The sequence below is a fragment of the Dolichospermum heterosporum TAC447 genome (genome assembly GCF_024584745.1).
GTDB lineage: Bacteria > Cyanobacteriota > Cyanobacteriia > Cyanobacteriales > Nostocaceae > Dolichospermum > Dolichospermum heterosporum.
In genome coordinates this window covers 4,152,121-4,169,877 of record NZ_CP099464.1, presented here as the reverse complement: position 1 = coordinate 4,169,877, position 17,757 = coordinate 4,152,121, and the positions used below count along the sequence as shown (strand labels likewise).

The window sequence follows — 17,757 nt, the reverse complement described above, 5'->3', positions numbered from 1 at the left end:
ATAAAAATCTCTATCCTGACACGAAAGTAGCGGTAATTGATGAATTACCGCTATAAAATAATTAGATTCTTATTGAAAAAGGATCTATCATTTTTTCTTTAGTAGCCAAGCAGGTGTATTATTAATAGTAACAATCTAAAATAATAGTCATTACTAGAAAAAACTTATGTTTACGCAAGTTACACTTAAAAACTTTAAAACCCATAAGCTGACTACTATAGACCTTCATCCAGTCACCTTACTCATTGGTAATAATAATTCGGGCAAGTCTAATCTTTTAGCAGGTATACAACATTTCTGTAGACTTGTCAGAATAGGTCGTCCAGGAAATACTGAAAAATGGGTTAATGTTCACAGAGACTTATATCCTCATCGCTATAGACTAGCTGATGGCGAACCAATGGGATTTAAGATAGCTTGGAATAATCCTAATGGAAGTATTATTTATGAAATAGAGTTATCTGACAATAAAGATTTTGCAAAATCGGCTATTTGCAAAGAGAAGATAAGTATAAAACTAGATAATGCAGGTGAAAAAATAATTACCAGTGGATATAATAAGCAAACTAATTTAATGGCATTGAGACAAGATATTGAAGATAATACATCTCTACAAGCAGCAGAAAAAAAATTATGTAGAGACTTTTTTGGAGATTTTGCAAACACATATAGTTATCACTTCCAACCTGATTTTCTTAAAGGTTTAGTTAAAGATGATCAAATTCTTAATCTTGATAATTTTCACGATGAAATAGGAAAGAGTAATTTTATTAAAATTCCTTCTGAATTAGGTAATACAGGTCGCGGTTTACAAGCAGTTATTAAATATATCAAAGAAAAAGAAGAACGGACATTTACAAGATTTACGGCTTTAATGAGACGATTTGAAAATAACTTTCAAGGTGTTCGCTATAATGAGAATATTTCCAAACTAGTTTGGGAATTTGATTTAGGAAGAAAAGGAATTGTCGAAGAATTTCCACCAGATTCAGTTTCAGATGGATTTATGAAAGCAGCAGCTATTAGTCTTCTTGCTTCTCTTCATAGACCACCAACTTTGATACTTTTAGAAGAGATTGAAAATGGTGTAAATCCTGGTAATATTCAAGAACTAATGCGTTGGATTTGGCAAATGACATCTCCAACTTCAGAAGGTTTCACATCTCAGTTTATCATTACATCCCATAGTCCATCTGTTTTACGTGAGTTCCATAATCATTTAGATCATGTTTATACTGTTCGCTTAGAAAAACGTAATAGAACTAGTGATGTCAGAAATCTCAATACATCTCTAGAAACCCTTGTAGGTATAGGTACTGTAGAAGGTGATATAGTAGATGATGAAACTACAGGTAAAAAGATAGTTGAGATACCAAAGTATCAGTTAGCAGAACTTTGGTATTCAGGAACAATTGGGTAATCAGGTAAAATATAATGCTAGAGAGAAACATAGCAATTGTTGGAGATGGTGCTACTGACAGGGCAATTTTTAAAAAAATCTCTGAGTGTATTTTATCTGATGGGGATGAAAATAATGTAACTCTTAATTATATTGAGTTAAGTCGGCAAAACATCCATGATGCTGTAGAAAGATATTGTAAAGAGGTAAATAAAATTAATAGTGGTTGCTATCTAACAGGTGAACAAGCTTCACAATTCAGAAAATCAGTTACAAACACTCTTTATACAGCTTTTACAGAGTTTGAAAAGGAAATAGGACCAATTTGTAACCGAGATATTTTATTGCTCACTGCTGATACTGAACAGACGCTTTCCGCTCCTGATGACTACTTTAAAGACTGGAGATTCAGTATATCTAAGATATTAGTAGGAAGTATAGAAGAATTTTATCGAGCTAAGGCAAGAGACGGTTATACACACGAATATTTGCCTGTAGTAATTCCAGTCGTCACGTTTCCCTCAACTGAAATATTTATAGCTGCTGCTAAAATAGACCCCAAAAAATTAATTAAGGATGCTTATGGTAAGAAACCAGGAGAATTAAAAACCTTACTTTATGGTACTAAAGAACTTAAAACTCTTAGTGATGAAGACTTTAAGAAAAAAGCATTAGATTTTATCAATGCAGAAAGTATAGGCAGAATTTTTCAGAATGTACCTGAATCTCGTACTTTTATTCAAACTTTATCTCTTGGTAAATATTACATCTAACCTACATTCCGCAACCCCCAGTGTCACAATTGATGTTTCCACCATAGGAACAACAACAGGTATAGAAAATCTATTAGTGTAAAAATCTCAAGCCAAAAATAGTCAATAATTAGCTTCATTTAAGTAGGTTAATTTTCGGTAAGAGTTCCTACTAAAATTTGCATTAATATTTCTAAATCAGTCGGAACTCGATATAACATTAAGTCCTGAGTTATGAGTTTATTTTCTCGTTGAAAACTGCCAAATTGCCAAATATCTCCAGTGGTTACAGCACCATATAATATTGGTTCATCTCCTTCAATCCATTGATCTAAAGCAATTAATTCAACTGCAAGTTGAGTAAATCCTCGTGTTAAATCTGCGTGTTTTGCCTCTACAACTAAAACCTGATGTTGAGATTGCAAGTAATAATCTAAATCACCTCGCAAAAATTGATTTATCTCAATGGGATATTCAATATTAATTTTAGATTCAGTAATATGTGCAACTTCTAAGAGAATTGGCGCAATTAAAACTTCTCTTCTTGCCGCTTCGCTTGTTAAACTAACTCTTTGAATTGCTTCTTCTAATCGTTTCTGGAGATCAACTAATCGAGGTATTTGATTATTATTTATTGGAAAATTAATTGCTCCTCTAGTTAAATTAACCCCTAGTTCTTGTAAAATATCCGCAGGTGCAAACCTTAACTCAAAATACTTACGAAATGTGTATGTTTCATCAGGTTTGAGAATTGGGGGACGATGTGATTTATTCATAAGGTTATAAATTATGCTGTCAGTTTTTTATCTTTTATATTTATTCAATACCTTGTCCATTTTTTGTAGGTCGGGTTAAGCGACAGCGCAACCCGACGCATTTGTTGGGTTATGGCTATGGCTCCTAAGTCGCCACGCAAGCGATCGCCACACTATGGCTAACGCCTCCCGTCAGGGATACGTGAACGTACCTCAATCCGACCTACAAATCAAGACTTTTTTCGATTTGGACAAGGTATTGATTTATTATAATAAGTAGGTTAGCCTTGAAAATCGTCGTTATGGCAAGGCAAGAGGCAATCATGCAAGAGTGAAGAGGGTTTGGGCGATTTTACGGTTCTGACTCAATTCCCAATTCCCGCAATTTAGCAGCTAGTCTTTCTGCTCTTTGATGTTCTCTATCTGCTCTTTGTCTTTCCTCCTCCGCTTTTTGGCGTTCTTGTTCTGCTTGTTCTGAACTCCATAGCAGTAAATTACCTGATTTATCCCACCAACGCAGCCAGTTCATGGTTTGTCCCAATCTTTCCCCAGACCAAATTCCCAGGTATAATTCCAATTGTGGAATCCACAGCCGCCCTTGGGTATCTACTGGATGTAAAATATATCTGCCATCTTGCAAATAACGGACTTCTAGACTACTATCATAGGGGTCATAAGTCACATAAGTGGGTACTTGCAGAACTTGCTCGTAAAAATGGAGTTTACCATAGGGTGGGGTTGACCTAATGGATAGTTCTCCTCCCTCTGCTTCTGAGAGAAATTCCATCAGAATTGTCACTGCTGCACCATCTGTATTAGGGGTATAACTACGACGAATTACCCCCTCTGGTACGGAATGTACTTGAGGAACATAAAACCAGTCTGGAGCTTTGACGACAATCTTTTTATTAACTGTTGCTACCAGCCCCAAATTCGAGCCAATCAACATTTCCGGCTGAATATATCCTGAAGCTCCCAAAGCATCGGTTAAAGCCGCTGCGAGGGCGGGTTGTTGAATATTTTCCACAGGATCATCTGGTAATATAAAACTAGCTGGTAGGGGTTCCCAGGTAATGGTTGTTTTAGCTTTGATAGACGGGGCTTCGAGTACCATTATATTAACCCTCAACCAGAAATGTTTGTGCAAATTAATTAACAGTATATCAAGGGTTGAGACTTATTCTTTTGCCAAGTTAATTCACTTTTCCATGCTTTGAAGATTAACCCATTGGTACGGATTACTGAATCGTTTTCCTAAGTGCTTAATTGAAGGTTCTTACTGATGTCCGCAATTAATTGATCTAGTTCGCTGATTTCACCTAATAACCCAAGTTGCGGGTAATAAAATGCTGGATTGTTTGTAGAGTTTGAATTGGGAAGAAAGGAAGCAAAAACTAACGATAACTCTGTAGAAGCAACCGTCAGTAATTGTGAAAATAGAAGTACAAAAGTAAACTAATTAAATAAATGCTTGCTTATCTCTATCCTTGTAAGTAAATCCGCTTAAAAATATTTAGTTTTCATGGTTCAGATTGGGAGTGCGATCGCAATTTAAACCTCAAAGCTAGAAAAACTTGGTATAAGTTCACCACCAGAGAAGTAGTGTTACCTTGCTTTCCGTTAGTTTACCGCTAACCACCAAAATCGCTCCAACAAAAAGGGGGAGAAATTTCCAGCCCTTAAAATTTCCTTAGAAATAACCCACCCGTGCACTGGGGGGTGTACTTCATTTAATTAAAATATGCTGTATAATTTTCACCAATCACTAATGCTATTCTCATCCCAAACCTGCAATTTCAATTCTTGGAGATAATTTAATCCATTTTGAATTTGTGTTTCTGTTCCTTGTATATCTAAGTCAAACCAACCATCACCTACAGCATTTTGTCCGAGAATTGCAGCTTTGATATTTACTGTTAAGCCGTATTTGGAAACTAGGCGAGAAATGACAGGTTCTTGATGATGATCTTGAGTGATTCTGACGCGAATTCGCTTGTTTATCAGGGTATTTTCACTGCTCATAACAACTCCTAAGATGTAATTTTATATCTGTCTAAAAATTACCCATTACCCATTACCCATTACCCATTACCCATTATTCAACTTCTTTAATTTGGGTTTTTCGTTCCAGAATTTCCTTGAGTATCAAGGTGATTACTGCGAGGAATGCTAACAATACAGCAGCAGAAAAAGCAGCTTCAGTTTCATATTGTTTGTAAGCATCTTCTACGAATAAGGGTAAACTCTGGGTTGTATTGGCAATGTTACCAGATACGACAGAGACTGCGCCAAATTCACCCATTGCTCTGGCATTTGTTAAGATTAAACCGTAGAGTAAACCCCAGCGAATACTCGGTAAAGTTACTCGCCAGAAAGTTTGCCAATCGTTTGCACCTAATGTTCTGGCGGCTTCTTCTTGATCTTTGCCAAATTCTTCTAAGATAGGAATTACTTCTCTGGCGACAAAAGGCATACTCACAAAGGCGGTAGCCATTACCATTCCTGGAAAAGCAAAGATAATTTGGATATTATGTGCTTGTAGCCAAGGACCAAACCAGCCCTGTCTGCCGTATAGTAGGACTATCATTAACCCGGCGACGACTGGGGAGATGGAAAAGGGTAAATCAATGATACTGAGAACTATAGCGCGTCCAGGGAATTTATGTCGAGCGATCGCCCAAGCCGCGCACAATCCAAATACTGCATTCACAGGTATGGAAATCGCAGCCAGTAATAGAGTTAACCAAGCTGCATGGAGAAATTCCGGTTTTGCCAGGTTGGATAAAAATGGTCCAGATCCCTTTTTGAAAGCTTCAAAAAAAACATTAATAGCTGGAATATATTGAACCAGAAACAGGTAGGCGATCGCAATCCCAATTAAAACCGCCGGCACCCAACTTTGTTTTTTTTGTCTTTTAACTTTATCTATTGTCATATCTTCTTGCCCAAGCTTGTAAGAAATTAATTGCTAACAACATCACCAAAGAAATTCCTAATAAAACCACACCAATTACAGTTGCACCGGAATAGTCATATTGTTCCAACCGTTGGAAAATTAACACAGGTGCAATCAAATCTTTATATGGTGTATTAGAAGAAATAATTACTGTTGAACCATACTCTCCCACAGCGCGGGAAAAACCCAAAGCCACACCAGTTAAAATTGTCGGAAATAAAGGCGGTAAAATCACTTTCCAAAAAGTTTGCCATTCGGAAGCACCCAAACTCCAAGCAGCCTCTTCAATTTCCGATTCCATTTCTTGCAGTACCGGTTGGACAGTTCTCACCACAAAAGGTAAAGATATAAATATCATTGCTACCCCAACTCCCAACCGAGTAAAGGATACCTTAATCCCCATTGGTGCTAACAATGAACCCAGCCAACCATTATCACTATAAACTGTTGCCAGTGTTAAACCTGCTACTGATGTTGGCAAAGCAAATGGTAAATCTACAGTCGCATCAATAATCCGTTTCAAAGGAAAATCGTAACGCACCAATACCCAAGCAATCAAAGTTCCAAACACACCATTCAGCAAAGCTGCAAATAAAGACGTAACAAAGGTAACGTTATAAGTTGCCAATGCTAAATCATTAGTTGCAATTTCCCAAAACTTCTCTGGAGATTCTGTACTAGCCTTGAGAAACATGGCCACAATAGGAATAAATAACATGAAAGTTAGATATCCTAAAGTAATCCGCCAAGTCCAAGGAAGATGAAGCAAATTATCTAGAAACACCTTCCAAATCGGAGGTTTAATATTAGTTTGTACAGGAGAAGATACAGCCATAATTTAGTTAGTTGTCAGTTGTCAGTTGTCAGTTGTCAGTTGTCAGTTGTCAGTTGTCTTCTAACAATTACCAATTACCAATTACCAATTACCCATTACCCATTACCGCCTATTTTTAGCTTGAATTTGGTCAAAAATTGCCCCATCATTAAAGAACTTTTTCTGCACAGCATCCCAACCACCTAATTCTTCAACTGTACTTAAAGTCTTTATTGGGGGATATTTGTCAGCAAACTCTTTACTCTTAGCTACTGTTTCATCCACAGGGCGAAATCCTACTTTCGCAAATTCCTGTTGTGCTTCTGGAGTGAATAAGTATTTAACAAAAGCTTCCGCCACCTCCCGATTACCATGTTTATCAACATTTTTATCCACAACAGCAATAGGATTATCAATGGAGATATTTACATCAGGAAGAACATAGTTTGTTTTTTCACCCTTATCTCTGGCTAAAACAATTTCGTTTTCATAGTTGATTAGAGCATCACCTTGACCTTGTTTAAAAAATGCGTCTGTAGCTTCACGAGCATCTTTAGTTAATACAGGGACATTCTTATAAACCTTAGTAACAAACTCTGTTGCTTTAGCTTCATCTCCACCAGTTTTAATTACCGAATTCCAAAGTGCGAGAAAGTTCCACCGCGCTACCCCAGAAGTTTTAGGATCTGCGGTAATTAGTTTAACATTATCTTTAGCTAAATCAGCCCAATTTTTAATACCTTTAGGGTTGCCTTCACGAGTTACTAAAGCGGCGACAGATTTAGTAACAATTCCATTATTAGGAAATTTTTTCTCCCACCCAGCTTGAATTAATCCCGCCTTTTCAATTTTTTGCGTATCTAAAGCTAGTGCCAGATGAACAACATCTGCTTCTAAACCATCAACTACAGCACGAGTTTGTGAACCAGAACCGCCATAGCTTTGTTTAAAAACTACAGTTTGGTTATGTTCCTTTTGCCATTTTTCCACAAATTTGGGAATAATGGCAGCGTGAGCAGCTTTAGTAACAGCAAAAGAGACAAGAGTTAGTTCTGCATTCTGTTTTTTTTCTGTATCATTAGTTGCACTTGGTGAAGAATTACTGGTGTTTGTCCCAGAACAAGCAGCAAGAGATAAACTCAATACCGTTCCTACTAGAACCAGTGATACAAAGCCTTTGAGAGAATTGGGGTTAAACCTCAGTTGTAATCTTTTCCGTAATTGTTGCCACAAATTCATTATTTTTTCCTCCTGTAAAACTACGGGCAATTAATTTTTTAGCTTGCAGTTATGTGTTAGTGCAAAAGTACATAATTGCCAATGCCGTTTAAAACAGCATATTGACGATAGGGAATATGGTGATTCTACCAGTTTTAGGACAAATTACAACGCCTCTAATAAAGAAGTATCAATTTTTAATTGTCTTTCTTGAGGTAACAAAATATAAATACTTAGAAAATAAGTTAATTAAAATACATAAATAATCAAACTTGACGATAAAAATAGAATTTAATTTACTCAAAACCTTGTTATATAAGGCTTGTAAATAAAAACGCCAAAAAATTAACTGCAATATTAAATACATTCAATACTTGATAGGAAAATAGTTGTTTTTAAGTGCAAAAACTATTGATTTTATTTATTACATCTGGTAAGCTCTTTTTTGATAAGTTAAATACTGTATCTTTACAGAGATACCGTAGATTGCATCGCAGCCAATTTGAGGACATCCCATGACAGATAATTCTTCCAACACTAAAAAATTCGTGACAACAAAGCCATTCTTTTCGACACTGTTCTTAGCCACAACCTTAAGCATAAGCACTATTTTACCTGTATTTGCAGGTACAGCCCAAAAAACGCAACTCATGAGTCAAAGCGGTAAAAAAGTTGAAATTACCCTGGCTACTTACGCAGTGACTAAGGCTGCTTACTCCAAAATCATTCCCCAGTTTGTAGCGAAATGGAAAAGAGAAAAAGGTCAAGATGTTGTAATTAGGGAAAGTTATGGCGGTTCTGGTTCTCAAACCCGTGCTGTTATTGATGGTTTACCCGCAGATGTGGTAGCTTTAGCTCTAGCATTAGATACAAAAAAAATCGAACAAGCCGGTTTGATTAAACCAGGTTGGGAGAAGGAAGCTCCCAATAATTCAATTGTTACCCGTTCAGTGGTTGCGCTGGAAACTCGTCCTGGTAATCCCAAAAAGATCAAGACTTGGACAGATTTAACAAAACCTGGTGTGAAGATTGTTACCGCAAATCCTAAAACATCGGGTGGTGCTAGATGGAATTTCCTAGCTTTGTGGGGTGCTGTGGTGAGGAATGGCGGAAATGAAAGCCAGGCTTTGAAATTTGTCACTGATGTGTTTAAGAACGTGGTTGTATTACCCAAAGATGCACGAGAATCAAGTGATGCTTTTTACAAAAAAGGTCAGGGTGACGTATTACTAAACTATGAAAATGAAGTCATTTTAGCTGCACAGCAAGGAAAAACAGATATTTCTTACGAAGTTCCTCCAGTCAATATTTCTATAGAAGGACCTGTCGCAGTTGTGGATAAAAATGTTGATAAGCACGGAAATCGTGAGGTTTCTGAAGCCTTCGTCAACTTCCTGTTCACTCCAGAAGCACAACGAGAGTTTGCTAAAGTTGGTTTTCGGCCAGTTAATGCTACTGTAGCCAAAGAAGTACAAGGTAAATTCCCCAAGATTGCCCGACTCTACACTGTGGATAGTTTGGGAGGTTGGAATGGTGTACAGAAGAAGTTCTTTGATGATGGTGCTATTTTTGACAGAATTCAGGGTAGAAGACGCTAAATATAGCAGTTCTCAATTAAGTAGGTTAGCATTGAAAATCGTCCTTATGGCAAGGCAAGAGACAATAGGCAATAGTGAAGAGGGTTTGGGGGATTTTACTTTTCTTTACACAGATTGGTTTTATTGTGTTCACCCACTTAGGTTTAAATAGGGGTTGCTGAAAAAGTCTTTTGGTTAGGGCTAGGAGTAGATTTTTATTCCTCCTGGTGTACGCAGTTCATGATGGCTACTTAGTACAATATTAGGTCACGGTGTAAATAAAACAGGACTTACGCAACTGGCACATTGGTAGGGTGCGTAAGATATCAAAAATCTGTTTATTTGCAGGATTTATGCAGTAGTAAAGCACCCTATAACAGATTTTTGGTGTGACAATGAGATGAGATTTTTTTGGATTTGATTATGCGAGTGGTTAATGGTTATCAAAATTGAATAAGTATTTACCAACAATTTCTAGAAATGAAGATTACCAGGGTTTTACTTGGTCTTATTAATTTGGTCTTATTAATTTGGTCTTATTAATAAGTTACTTGTCAAAAATCAGGCAAATTTTAGAGGTAATCCATCTTGAAATATTAGGAGTTCACCCGGTTGAATTTGTGTCCAAACTTCGTTATCGGTTAGAGGTGTGGTGACAATGACAGCAACGCGAATCGCTTGGTGTGGTTAATTCGCTAAAATCTACAGTCATCTCTTCATCAATTAAATGCGCCGCCGCAAAGGGGGCTTGTCTAATAATGTAGCAAAGTTTGGTTGAGCAATAGGTGAAAAAATGCTGACCATTTGATAATATATAGTTGAAAGATCCAAAAACCGCTATTTCTTTGGTAACTTCATGTAATGTCTGGTAGAGTTCCTTTAATGGTGGTTGTCCTTGGGGAAAATGCGATCGCAAAGTATTAAGAATTAAGCAAAATGCTTTTTCGCTATCGGTAGCACCCACAGGTTGAAAAGCCCCATGATTTTCTGGGTTAAAATCTGGTAAATTACCATTATGAGCAAATACCCAATATCTACCCCAAAGTTCCCGACGGAAAGGATGACAGTTTTCTAAGGCTATTTTACCTTGAGTGGCTTTGCGGATATGAGCTATCACATGAGTAGAATGAATGGGATACTGACGGATAAAATCGGCAATTGGTGACGCTATAGAAGCTTCAGCGTCTAAAAAAATTCGACAGCCTTTATCTTCAAAAAAAGCAATTCCCCAACCATCACTATGTTCATCTGTTTTTCCTCCTCTGGCAGAAAAACCTTCAAAGGAAAAGCAAATGTCTGTGGGTACGTTGCAGTTCATTCCTAATAGTTGGCACATTAGTGTTGTCGTTGTAAAGATCAACTCCAGAATAACTTATCAATTTTAATGGGATAGGTGCAATTTGTACATTTAATTAGCAAATATATGAGGCCTTGGTGAATTGGGGTATGAAAGTCGAAAATTTCATCTCTCAAACCCTTACTCTCTGCGCCTGGAGCGTCTCTGGGTGTCCGCGCAGCGTGCCGTAGGCATAATAAAATCATACTTTTACTCAGCAATACCATATATGAATACACCTCCTGCATAAACGCCAAAAATCCGATAGAGATACCGTATATTTGAATTGATTATAGAATCATCACATATTCTTCTCAAGGGGGCAAGATGTTTTGAGGTGATTTTCATCAATTTCTCATCAGAGAATTTATCAATCTTGTGGAGTTGTTTGGCTAAGGAAGAGAAAAATAGCAAATAATAGATTATGGACAAACGCAATTTTTTACAAATCAGTACCCTATTAGTCGGTACAGCCTTTTTTTCCCATTATATCAATTGGAGTTCAGAATCTATGGCACTTTCTAACACAGAGTTTGCAGTGACAAAAACAGAGGAAGAGTGGAAGAGTATCCTCACACCAGAACAGTTTCGGGTGTTGCGGAAACATGGTACAGAACCCTCCCATACCAGTCCCCTCGATAAGCAATATGAACCTGGTACTTATGTCTGCGCTGGGTGTGGACAGGCCTTGTTTACTGCTGATACTAAATTTAATAGTGGTACTGGCTGGCCAAGCTTTTTTAAGCCCATAGAGGGGGCGATCGCTACTACTACAGATAGAGCATTTTTCATGACCCGAACTGAAGTTCATTGTAGTAATTGTGGTGGACATTTAGGCCATGTTTTTAATGATGGACCCAAACCAACTGGTCTCCGTTACTGTATGAACGGTGTATCTTTGCAGTTTACACCTGCGTAGATCACTAATACGGTTCACTTTTTAAACTCTCTCAAGGGGTGCAAACCCCTTGTTTTATTCTCTCAAAAGCAGGAAATTGGAATATAGCAGGTAGAGTTTACATAAAATTGTCGAAAACAAGGATAAGGATTAGATAATGCAAGTTCTCAAAAGATCCATCAAACCAGAAAGTTATATATCGTTTCTCCACATTTACCAAACTACTTGGGGAACTGCTGGTGATATTTGTTTAGTTCGGGAATCTGTAGCTGAATCTAGTGCATCTAAGTTTGTGGGTCGCAGAATTAAATTAGCTCTCCCTAAAGGTATGGAACGTGATTACTTAGTGAATATTCCCATCATTAAAATTGCAGGTCACGTAGGTGAAGGGCATCCTAAAGATCCACAGTCTGAATGGGAAGCCTATGATGGTATAGATCCAGAAATAGCGATCGCAGTTTTGAAAATTTGGGGCTTTAAGTTAATTGAGTTATAGAAGATTTTACTCAAGGTACATCCTCATAGAATAGGCAAAAAACTCCTATTTACAAAAACCATGAGCAACAGCACAAAAAATTAAGAGTGCGTCAAGAATTATCTTCCTAACGCACCCTATAAATTAAAAATTTTTGGGTAAACTTAGTACACAACAGCGGAAGTTAACTTTTAATTTTTAATTATTAATTTTTAATTCCGCCTAGCGGTACTAGCGTTTGCCACGGTAAGGAACAGCATTCAGGTAATCAATATCAAAAGAAGATAGCTTTTGAGCATAGTTACCTTTACCAGATACAGAAGCCGCCATAGCTTCAAAGTTGCCGGGATCACCTGCTTTCAGACGCTTGGCTTTAGCTTTAGCAGTATAGAAATTCTCCAAAGTAAAGCGCCAGTCGGTTTTGACTGTACCGGCTGTTTCTTGGAAGTCCGCACCGTAACGAGGAGTTACCAAGTTAAAAGGACGATCTACAAACCGCTTGCGTTGGTAAGGTACGGTATTATCACCAAAGTTTTGGGTATACTCTTCGCTATCTAATAAAGCATCAACGAAACCGCCAAAGCCCTTGTTACAAATAACAATTGACCAAGCAATTTCTTCTTTTTTATTGTAAGCACAACGACCCAATAAGCGTTTGAGGGTGATGTCTACTAAACGGTAGTTGTTGTTAACAGAAACAACCAAACGATAGAAAGCTTCAGATTTAGCTAAACCGCGAATAAAATCACGAACTGACAAAGAACCGTTTTTCAGTTGAGATTCTAAAGTCCCTTGACGGTTAAACTTGAGGATTTCATGTTCACTGAAAACTTGGCGATAAGCAGCCCAAATGATGTTTGTCATGTCAGTGTAAGAACTAACATCTTCAATGCGATAGATATAAGGTGTATCTTCATTTTGGTCAGCAACACCAAAGCTGGCCACTCGGTGATTTTGACTACTTGGATTGTATTGAAGTAATGGCAATGCCATATTATTTTTCTCCTTTTATTATCAAATTAAACAAAGATAATGAATCAGGGAACAGGGAATAGGGAACAGGGAATATTTTTACCCTATTCCCGGTAAGTTTTGGGTCAGGTCTAAATCCCCTGTATTATTCCTTGTTTCCTCTCGATCTTATTTTCCCCTCAAAAGGCTAGTAGATATCACTAATTCCTAACCAATTGAGAATCAACAAGAAAGTAATGCCTGCGGTTATTACCAGTAATACAGCAGACAATGCCCCCAAATCAACATTTTGCCCAGAGCCTGGGTAGAAACCTCCACGCCATTGACGAATATACGGCCATTTTTGGACAATACCTGCCCGGTCACGATAATCAGCACCATAGCGGGGAGTAAAGCTGATTGGTCGGTCTGTGGTCATTCGTTTGCGTTGATAGGGTACGGTATACTCACCAAAGGCTTGTTCATACTCGCTACTATCAATCAGAATATCTACAAATTTTCCCCAACCTAAAGTAGCAATTTGAATTGACCAAGCAATTTTTTCTTGCTCATTATAGGGAGAACGACCCAAAATTCTTTTCAGAACCATTTCTACCAACCGATAGTTGTTATTAGGTGTCACAACTAGCTGATAAAATCGCTCTGATTTCACCAAACCACGAATGAAGTCTTTAACCGTAATTGACCTATTTTTGAGTTGGGTTTCTAGGGTAATTTGACGGTTAAATTTGAGAATCTCCTGTTCGTTAAAGATTTGGCGATAAGCAGCCCAAATTAGTTGTTCAAGTTCGCCGGAAGAATTAGCATTTTCAATTCGGTAGATATAAGGATTGTCTTCGTTAATATCTGCCGTACCGAAGCTGTTCACTCTTTGGTTTTGAGTTGTAGGTTTGTATTTAAGTAAAGGAATTGCCATTTTAAAGAACCTGCCTTTTGGTAAAGTTGGCATCTTAAAATGTCGTAATACTTAGCGAAATAACTAAAATTAAAATCCTGAAAAAAATGCAAACTTTGTCACTTTTATCACCGAAATTTCCCAGCTAGTTAAAAACTATTTAGCGCACGGGAAAACTAGCACTAGGACTAATAGAAACAGGAATACCTGTTGATTTAGTTTCTCTGGTAGTGTTAGGAATTTGGATATTGGCAGTGCTAACTGGTGTGTGAGGCACTGTTTTAATTTTAATGGAATTCGCCATATCCAAAAAGTTTTTGATGTCGCCCCATTTGTAACGAGCATCCTCGATTTGGTCGCGCCAGTAGTCGCTGTATCGTGGTGTCACTAAATTAAATGGTCTATCTTTATAACGTCGTCTTTGGTAGGGAACGATATTTTCCCCAAAGTTGTTCTGATATTCTTCAGAATTTAGTAAAGCATCCACAAAACCTCCCCAACCTTTGGTAGCAATGACAATTGACCAGGCGATTTCTTCTTCTTTGTTATAGGGTGCGCGACCCAATAACCGTTTTAGTCCAATTTCTACTAATCTGTAGTTGGAATTACTCTGAATTACCAAACTTTGGAAAGCTTCAGATTTGGCTAAACCCCGAATAAAATCGCGGACGGTGATGGCTTTGTTTTTTACCTGGGATTCTAAATTAACTTGGCGGTAAAATTTGAGAATGACGTGTTCACTGAAAAGTTGCCGATAAGCAGCCCAAATTAGTTCTTCTACTTCTCCACCAAAGCCGTAGTCTTCGATGCGGTAAATTTTGGGTGTATCTTCGTTAGGAACTTCATAACCAGAAACACGCTGGTTTTGAGAACTGGGTTTGTATTCTAGTAAAGGTATTGTCATGTTTGTCAGTTGTTAGGGAACAGGGAACAGGGAACAGGGAACAGGGAACAGGGAACAGGGAACAGGGAACAAGTATTTTTCAATGACCAATGACCAATGACCAATGACTAATGACCAATGACCAATGACCAATGACTAATTTTTAGCATTAGCAGGGATGTAACGATAGGGTAAGGAAACTGCCACAGGTTTAATGCTGGGTTGTTCTTGGTTATCTCTGCTAGTGTCAGGTATTGCGGTGTTACTAACGAAAGATTGGGCTGTCGCCAAACTGCGTTGGTAGTTACATTCGTTGGTAATAATTGTTCCCGCCATAATGAAGAAGTTGGCAGGAATCGCCCGACGGATATCTGCTGTGGTCAGTTGTCCTGATGTGCGGATGCTGTAGTAGGAACGACCAGCCAAACCACGCAGGTTTTGAGTATCGCGCCAGTCAGCACCATAACGGGGGTTAGCTAGGTTAAAGGGGCGTGAGCCAAAGCGACGACGTTGGTAGGGGACAACATCATCACCAAAGTTGTCTAAATACTCGTCTGATTCTAATAGAGCATCTATAAAACCGTGTAACCCTTTGGTAGCAATCACAATTGACCAAGCAATTTCTTCGTCTTTGTTGTAAGCAGCCCGACCTAAGAAACGTTTTAAGGTGATGTCAACTAAGCGATAGTTAGAATTTGTATCTGCTACTTGGGTATGGTAAACGTCTGATTTACCTAAACCTCGGATAAAATCACGGAGGGTAATCGCCCGATTTCGCAGTTGTGATTCTAAAGCGGTTTGCTTATAGCTGGCTAAAATCAAATGTTCGCTGAAAATTTGGCGGTATGCAGCCCAGATGATGCTATCAATATCTTGGTCTGAGGTAGCTCTATCTAAGCGATAAGTAGTTGGGGTGTCTTCGTTGGCAACTTCATAGCCTTCTACTCGCTGGTTTTGCGACTTGGGCGCATATTCTAGTAGTGGTATTGACATCTTTACTTTTACCTTGTTATATGGTAATTTAATGGATTTACTAAGCCAAGGCTAACTGAACGCGAGCGCGGACGGCTTTTTCAGTATCCTTAGTCAGCATTAATTGAAATTTAGCCGAAATAATTAATTGCACTCTATCTAATTTTGCTAGAGCTTGTAACCCAACAATAGCAGCATAGCGAATTGACCAATCTGGATCTTCGCAAATTAACAGAAGTGTCTCTAGGACGCGGTTAATGGCTATTTCAGCTTCAGTAGGTGCTAATTTCTGCCAATGTATGTTTCCTAATCCCTTCGCAGCAGCACGGCGGACACTAGGGGCAAAGTCAGTCAATGCACTAGAGATGAGAATATCCAAAGCACGGGGATCTGCGATCGCAGCTATTGTACGAATCGAATAAGCCCGTGCGCCATAGTTATAATCATCAATTTGGTCTAGCAATTGTGGCACTGCTATTTCTCCCAACTCCGTCAACCCGGCTGCTGCCACTATGGCTGCTGCTGGATTGTTATAACCAAAGACGGCAATTAAGGTAGGAATTGCCAATGAATCTTTGGCTGCTGCCAGATTTTTAACTGCTGTCACCATTTGGTCAGGTGTTTCTGCTGCGATGACAGCCTGAATTAGTTCATCCATTTTTCTGTTGTCAGTGGTCAGTGGTCAGTGGTCAGTGGCTTCGCCGTGAGCGTCAGCCGAACGGTCAGTAGTTTTACAACTGACAATTGACAACTGACTACTGACTATAAGAGTGAATCTATGAGATTCATGATTCGGATAGCTGGTTCGGATATATCAAAAGTATCAGACTGTTCTGGCAGTTGATACTCTAATAATCCTTTTAAAGCAATAAGTTTAAAGCTACTTTCCACTTGTGCCAGGGCGATCGCCTCTGCTGCTGCCAAATACCCAATTGCCCCCAAATCCCCCAAGACAACGCGACGCATTTTCAAATCACCTGTTGCCAAAGTCTTCACTAATAACTCACCATAAATAGAGTCTTGTGTCAGTTGGTACATGGCTCTTGCGGCGGAGCATTGTAATCGAGGAACAGAATGGTTAAGAAAAGGCTGGACAAGGGAAGTAGCCTCAGTTGCACCCATAGCTCCTAAGGCTTCTAATACTGCTGTATAGGGCTGGGCAAGGTGGGGAAAACCAGGTACTTGTACGGCTTGGTCAACTCCCCCATCGAGCAGTTTGATCAGTGCTGGTAATGCGGTTTTATCCTGAAGCATAGCTAAAGATTGGGCTGCTGCTTCGCGGACATAAAAATCACTACATTCTAAACACTTAATCAAACCTGGTACGGCTTTTAGGTTGCCCAATTTACCAAGCGCCCTCGCGGCATTACGCCGTAAGGGATAACCACCCAGTTCGGTTCTGTCAGATTCATCCTCTAACGCCCTGATCAGTGCGTCTATGGCTTCTGGCTGACTGACCCGGAACTTACCCAACCACCAAGCAGCATAATAGCGGAGACTTAAATCTGATGATTGCAGGTTAGCGATCGCTATCTCTGGTGTGAGATTTGGTGCATTCTCTACAGAATATTCTTCTCCACTGGGTTCTATCATTGCCAGGGCGTTATGTTTATCCTGCTGCTGTCAAAGTTTCAATTTTGACGATTCTGCCACCTAAACGGCTGATTCGTTGCATTTCCTCATTCATCCGGCTGTAGGGTACGGTAATAAACACGCTACCACTGCGGCGAATGTCAAATTTATTTTTGTCGCTTTCTTCGTTTTGCTTTAAGCCGACAACTTCGTAACGAAATACGCGGCTTGCAGATGAGGAAACGCTACTAGCGCCAAGTGTGGTTTGACCGAACATTACTTC

The 17,757-nt window shown here is 38.7% G+C and carries 18 protein-coding genes and 1 pseudogene; 5 read left to right on the top strand and 14 right to left on the bottom strand.

Annotated features, from left to right (window positions below; translation table 11 throughout):
* The first annotated feature begins 166 nt into the window (after positions 1–166).
* Entirely contained in the window at positions 167–1,420 is a 1,254-nt protein-coding gene (locus NG743_RS18735; protein ID WP_257120652.1) for an AAA family ATPase, read from the top strand.
* Positions 1,421–1,434: 14 nt separating this feature from the next.
* The gene (locus NG743_RS18730; protein ID WP_257120651.1) at positions 1,435–2,172 is read left to right on the top strand and encodes a hypothetical protein; all 738 of its coding nucleotides are present in this window, start codon (positions 1,435–1,437) and stop codon (positions 2,170–2,172) included.
* Between the two features lie 128 nt (positions 2,173–2,300).
* Here the strand turns inward: NG743_RS18730 and NG743_RS18725 are convergent, their stop codons facing one another.
* The 6 genes from NG743_RS18725 to NG743_RS18700 form a co-directional block, all read right to left on the bottom strand.
* Positions 2,301–2,927: a hypothetical protein gene (locus NG743_RS18725; protein ID WP_027402216.1), complete on the bottom strand. Its 627-nt coding sequence runs from the start codon at positions 2,925–2,927 to the stop codon at positions 2,301–2,303.
* Between the two features lie 331 nt (positions 2,928–3,258).
* Positions 3,259–4,020 carry a Uma2 family endonuclease gene (locus tag NG743_RS18720; protein WP_027402215.1) on the bottom strand — a complete coding sequence of 254 codons (762 nt, stop codon included), beginning with the start codon at positions 4,018–4,020 and terminating at the stop codon, positions 3,259–3,261.
* Between the two features lie 641 nt (positions 4,021–4,661).
* Complete coding sequence (locus NG743_RS18715) at positions 4,662–4,928, bottom strand: NIL domain-containing protein (protein ID WP_027402214.1); 267 nt, start codon at positions 4,926–4,928, stop codon at positions 4,662–4,664.
* 73 nt (positions 4,929–5,001) lie between these two features.
* Positions 5,002–5,841: a sulfate ABC transporter permease subunit CysW gene (cysW, locus tag NG743_RS18710; RefSeq protein ID WP_027402213.1), complete on the bottom strand. Its 840-nt coding sequence runs from the start codon at positions 5,839–5,841 to the stop codon at positions 5,002–5,004.
* Complete coding sequence (cysT, locus tag NG743_RS18705) at positions 5,828–6,697, bottom strand: sulfate ABC transporter permease subunit CysT (protein WP_257120650.1); 870 nt, start codon at positions 6,695–6,697, stop codon at positions 5,828–5,830. The genes cysW and cysT overlap by 14 nt, the downstream gene beginning before the upstream one ends.
* A 102-nt stretch (positions 6,698–6,799) precedes the next feature.
* Positions 6,800–7,915, bottom strand: coding sequence for a sulfate ABC transporter substrate-binding protein (locus NG743_RS18700; RefSeq protein WP_027402211.1), 1,116 nt, complete (start codon positions 7,913–7,915; stop codon positions 6,800–6,802).
* 494 nt (positions 7,916–8,409) lie between these two features.
* Between NG743_RS18700 and NG743_RS18695 the strand changes: the two genes are divergently transcribed.
* On the top strand, positions 8,410–9,492 hold the full coding sequence (locus tag NG743_RS18695; protein WP_080683856.1) for a sulfate ABC transporter substrate-binding protein: 1,083 nt from the start codon (positions 8,410–8,412) through the stop codon (positions 9,490–9,492).
* Positions 9,493–10,032: 540 nt separating this feature from the next.
* Here the strand turns inward: NG743_RS18695 and NG743_RS18690 are convergent.
* Positions 10,033–10,807: pseudogene (locus tag NG743_RS18690) on the bottom strand (class II glutamine amidotransferase).
* Positions 10,808–11,231: 424 nt separating this feature from the next.
* Here NG743_RS18690 and msrB point away from each other — a divergent pair.
* Together msrB and NG743_RS18680 are read left to right on the top strand one after the other, a co-directional pair.
* Positions 11,232–11,726: a peptide-methionine (R)-S-oxide reductase MsrB gene (gene msrB, locus NG743_RS18685; protein ID WP_027402208.1), complete on the top strand. Its 495-nt coding sequence runs from the start codon at positions 11,232–11,234 to the stop codon at positions 11,724–11,726.
* A gap of 136 nt (positions 11,727–11,862) precedes the next feature.
* Positions 11,863–12,201 carry a hypothetical protein gene (locus NG743_RS18680; RefSeq protein ID WP_027402207.1) on the top strand — a complete coding sequence of 113 codons (339 nt, stop codon included), beginning with the start codon at positions 11,863–11,865 and terminating at the stop codon, positions 12,199–12,201.
* 210 nt (positions 12,202–12,411) lie between these two features.
* On the opposite strand, the gene cpcG4 is transcribed toward NG743_RS18680, so the two are convergent.
* From cpcG4 to cpcD, 7 genes are all read right to left on the bottom strand, one after another.
* Positions 12,412–13,173 carry a phycobilisome rod-core linker protein CpcG4 gene (gene cpcG4 / locus NG743_RS18675; RefSeq protein WP_027402206.1) on the bottom strand — a complete coding sequence of 254 codons (762 nt, stop codon included), beginning with the start codon at positions 13,171–13,173 and terminating at the stop codon, positions 12,412–12,414.
* A gap of 166 nt (positions 13,174–13,339) precedes the next feature.
* A complete protein-coding gene (cpcG3, locus tag NG743_RS18670; RefSeq protein ID WP_027402205.1) occupies positions 13,340–14,068 on the bottom strand; it encodes a phycobilisome rod-core linker protein CpcG3 in 729 nt (242 codons plus the stop codon).
* A 139-nt stretch (positions 14,069–14,207) separates the two neighbouring features.
* A complete protein-coding gene (gene cpcG2, locus NG743_RS18665) occupies positions 14,208–14,951 on the bottom strand; it encodes a phycobilisome rod-core linker protein CpcG2 (RefSeq protein ID WP_193962850.1) in 744 nt (247 codons plus the stop codon).
* A 135-nt stretch (positions 14,952–15,086) separates the two neighbouring features.
* On the bottom strand, positions 15,087–15,923 hold the full coding sequence (gene cpcG1 / locus NG743_RS18660; protein ID WP_039200908.1) for a phycobilisome rod-core linker protein CpcG1: 837 nt from the start codon (positions 15,921–15,923) through the stop codon (positions 15,087–15,089).
* Between the two features lie 40 nt (positions 15,924–15,963).
* Positions 15,964–16,560 (bottom strand): C-phycocyanin alpha-cysteine-84 phycocyanobilin lyase subunit CpcF, encoded by a 597-nt coding sequence (gene cpcF / locus NG743_RS18655; RefSeq protein ID WP_027402202.1) that lies wholly within the window; start codon positions 16,558–16,560, stop codon positions 15,964–15,966.
* A gap of 104 nt (positions 16,561–16,664) precedes the next feature.
* Positions 16,665–17,495: a C-phycocyanin alpha-cysteine-84 phycocyanobilin lyase subunit CpcE gene (gene cpcE / locus NG743_RS18650; RefSeq protein ID WP_027402201.1), complete on the bottom strand. Its 831-nt coding sequence runs from the start codon at positions 17,493–17,495 to the stop codon at positions 16,665–16,667.
* Positions 17,496–17,511: 16 nt separating this feature from the next.
* Positions 17,512–17,751 (bottom strand): rod-capping linker protein CpcD, encoded by a 240-nt coding sequence (gene cpcD / locus NG743_RS18645; RefSeq protein ID WP_027402200.1) that lies wholly within the window; start codon positions 17,749–17,751, stop codon positions 17,512–17,514.
* Positions 17,752–17,757 lie beyond the last annotated feature (6 nt).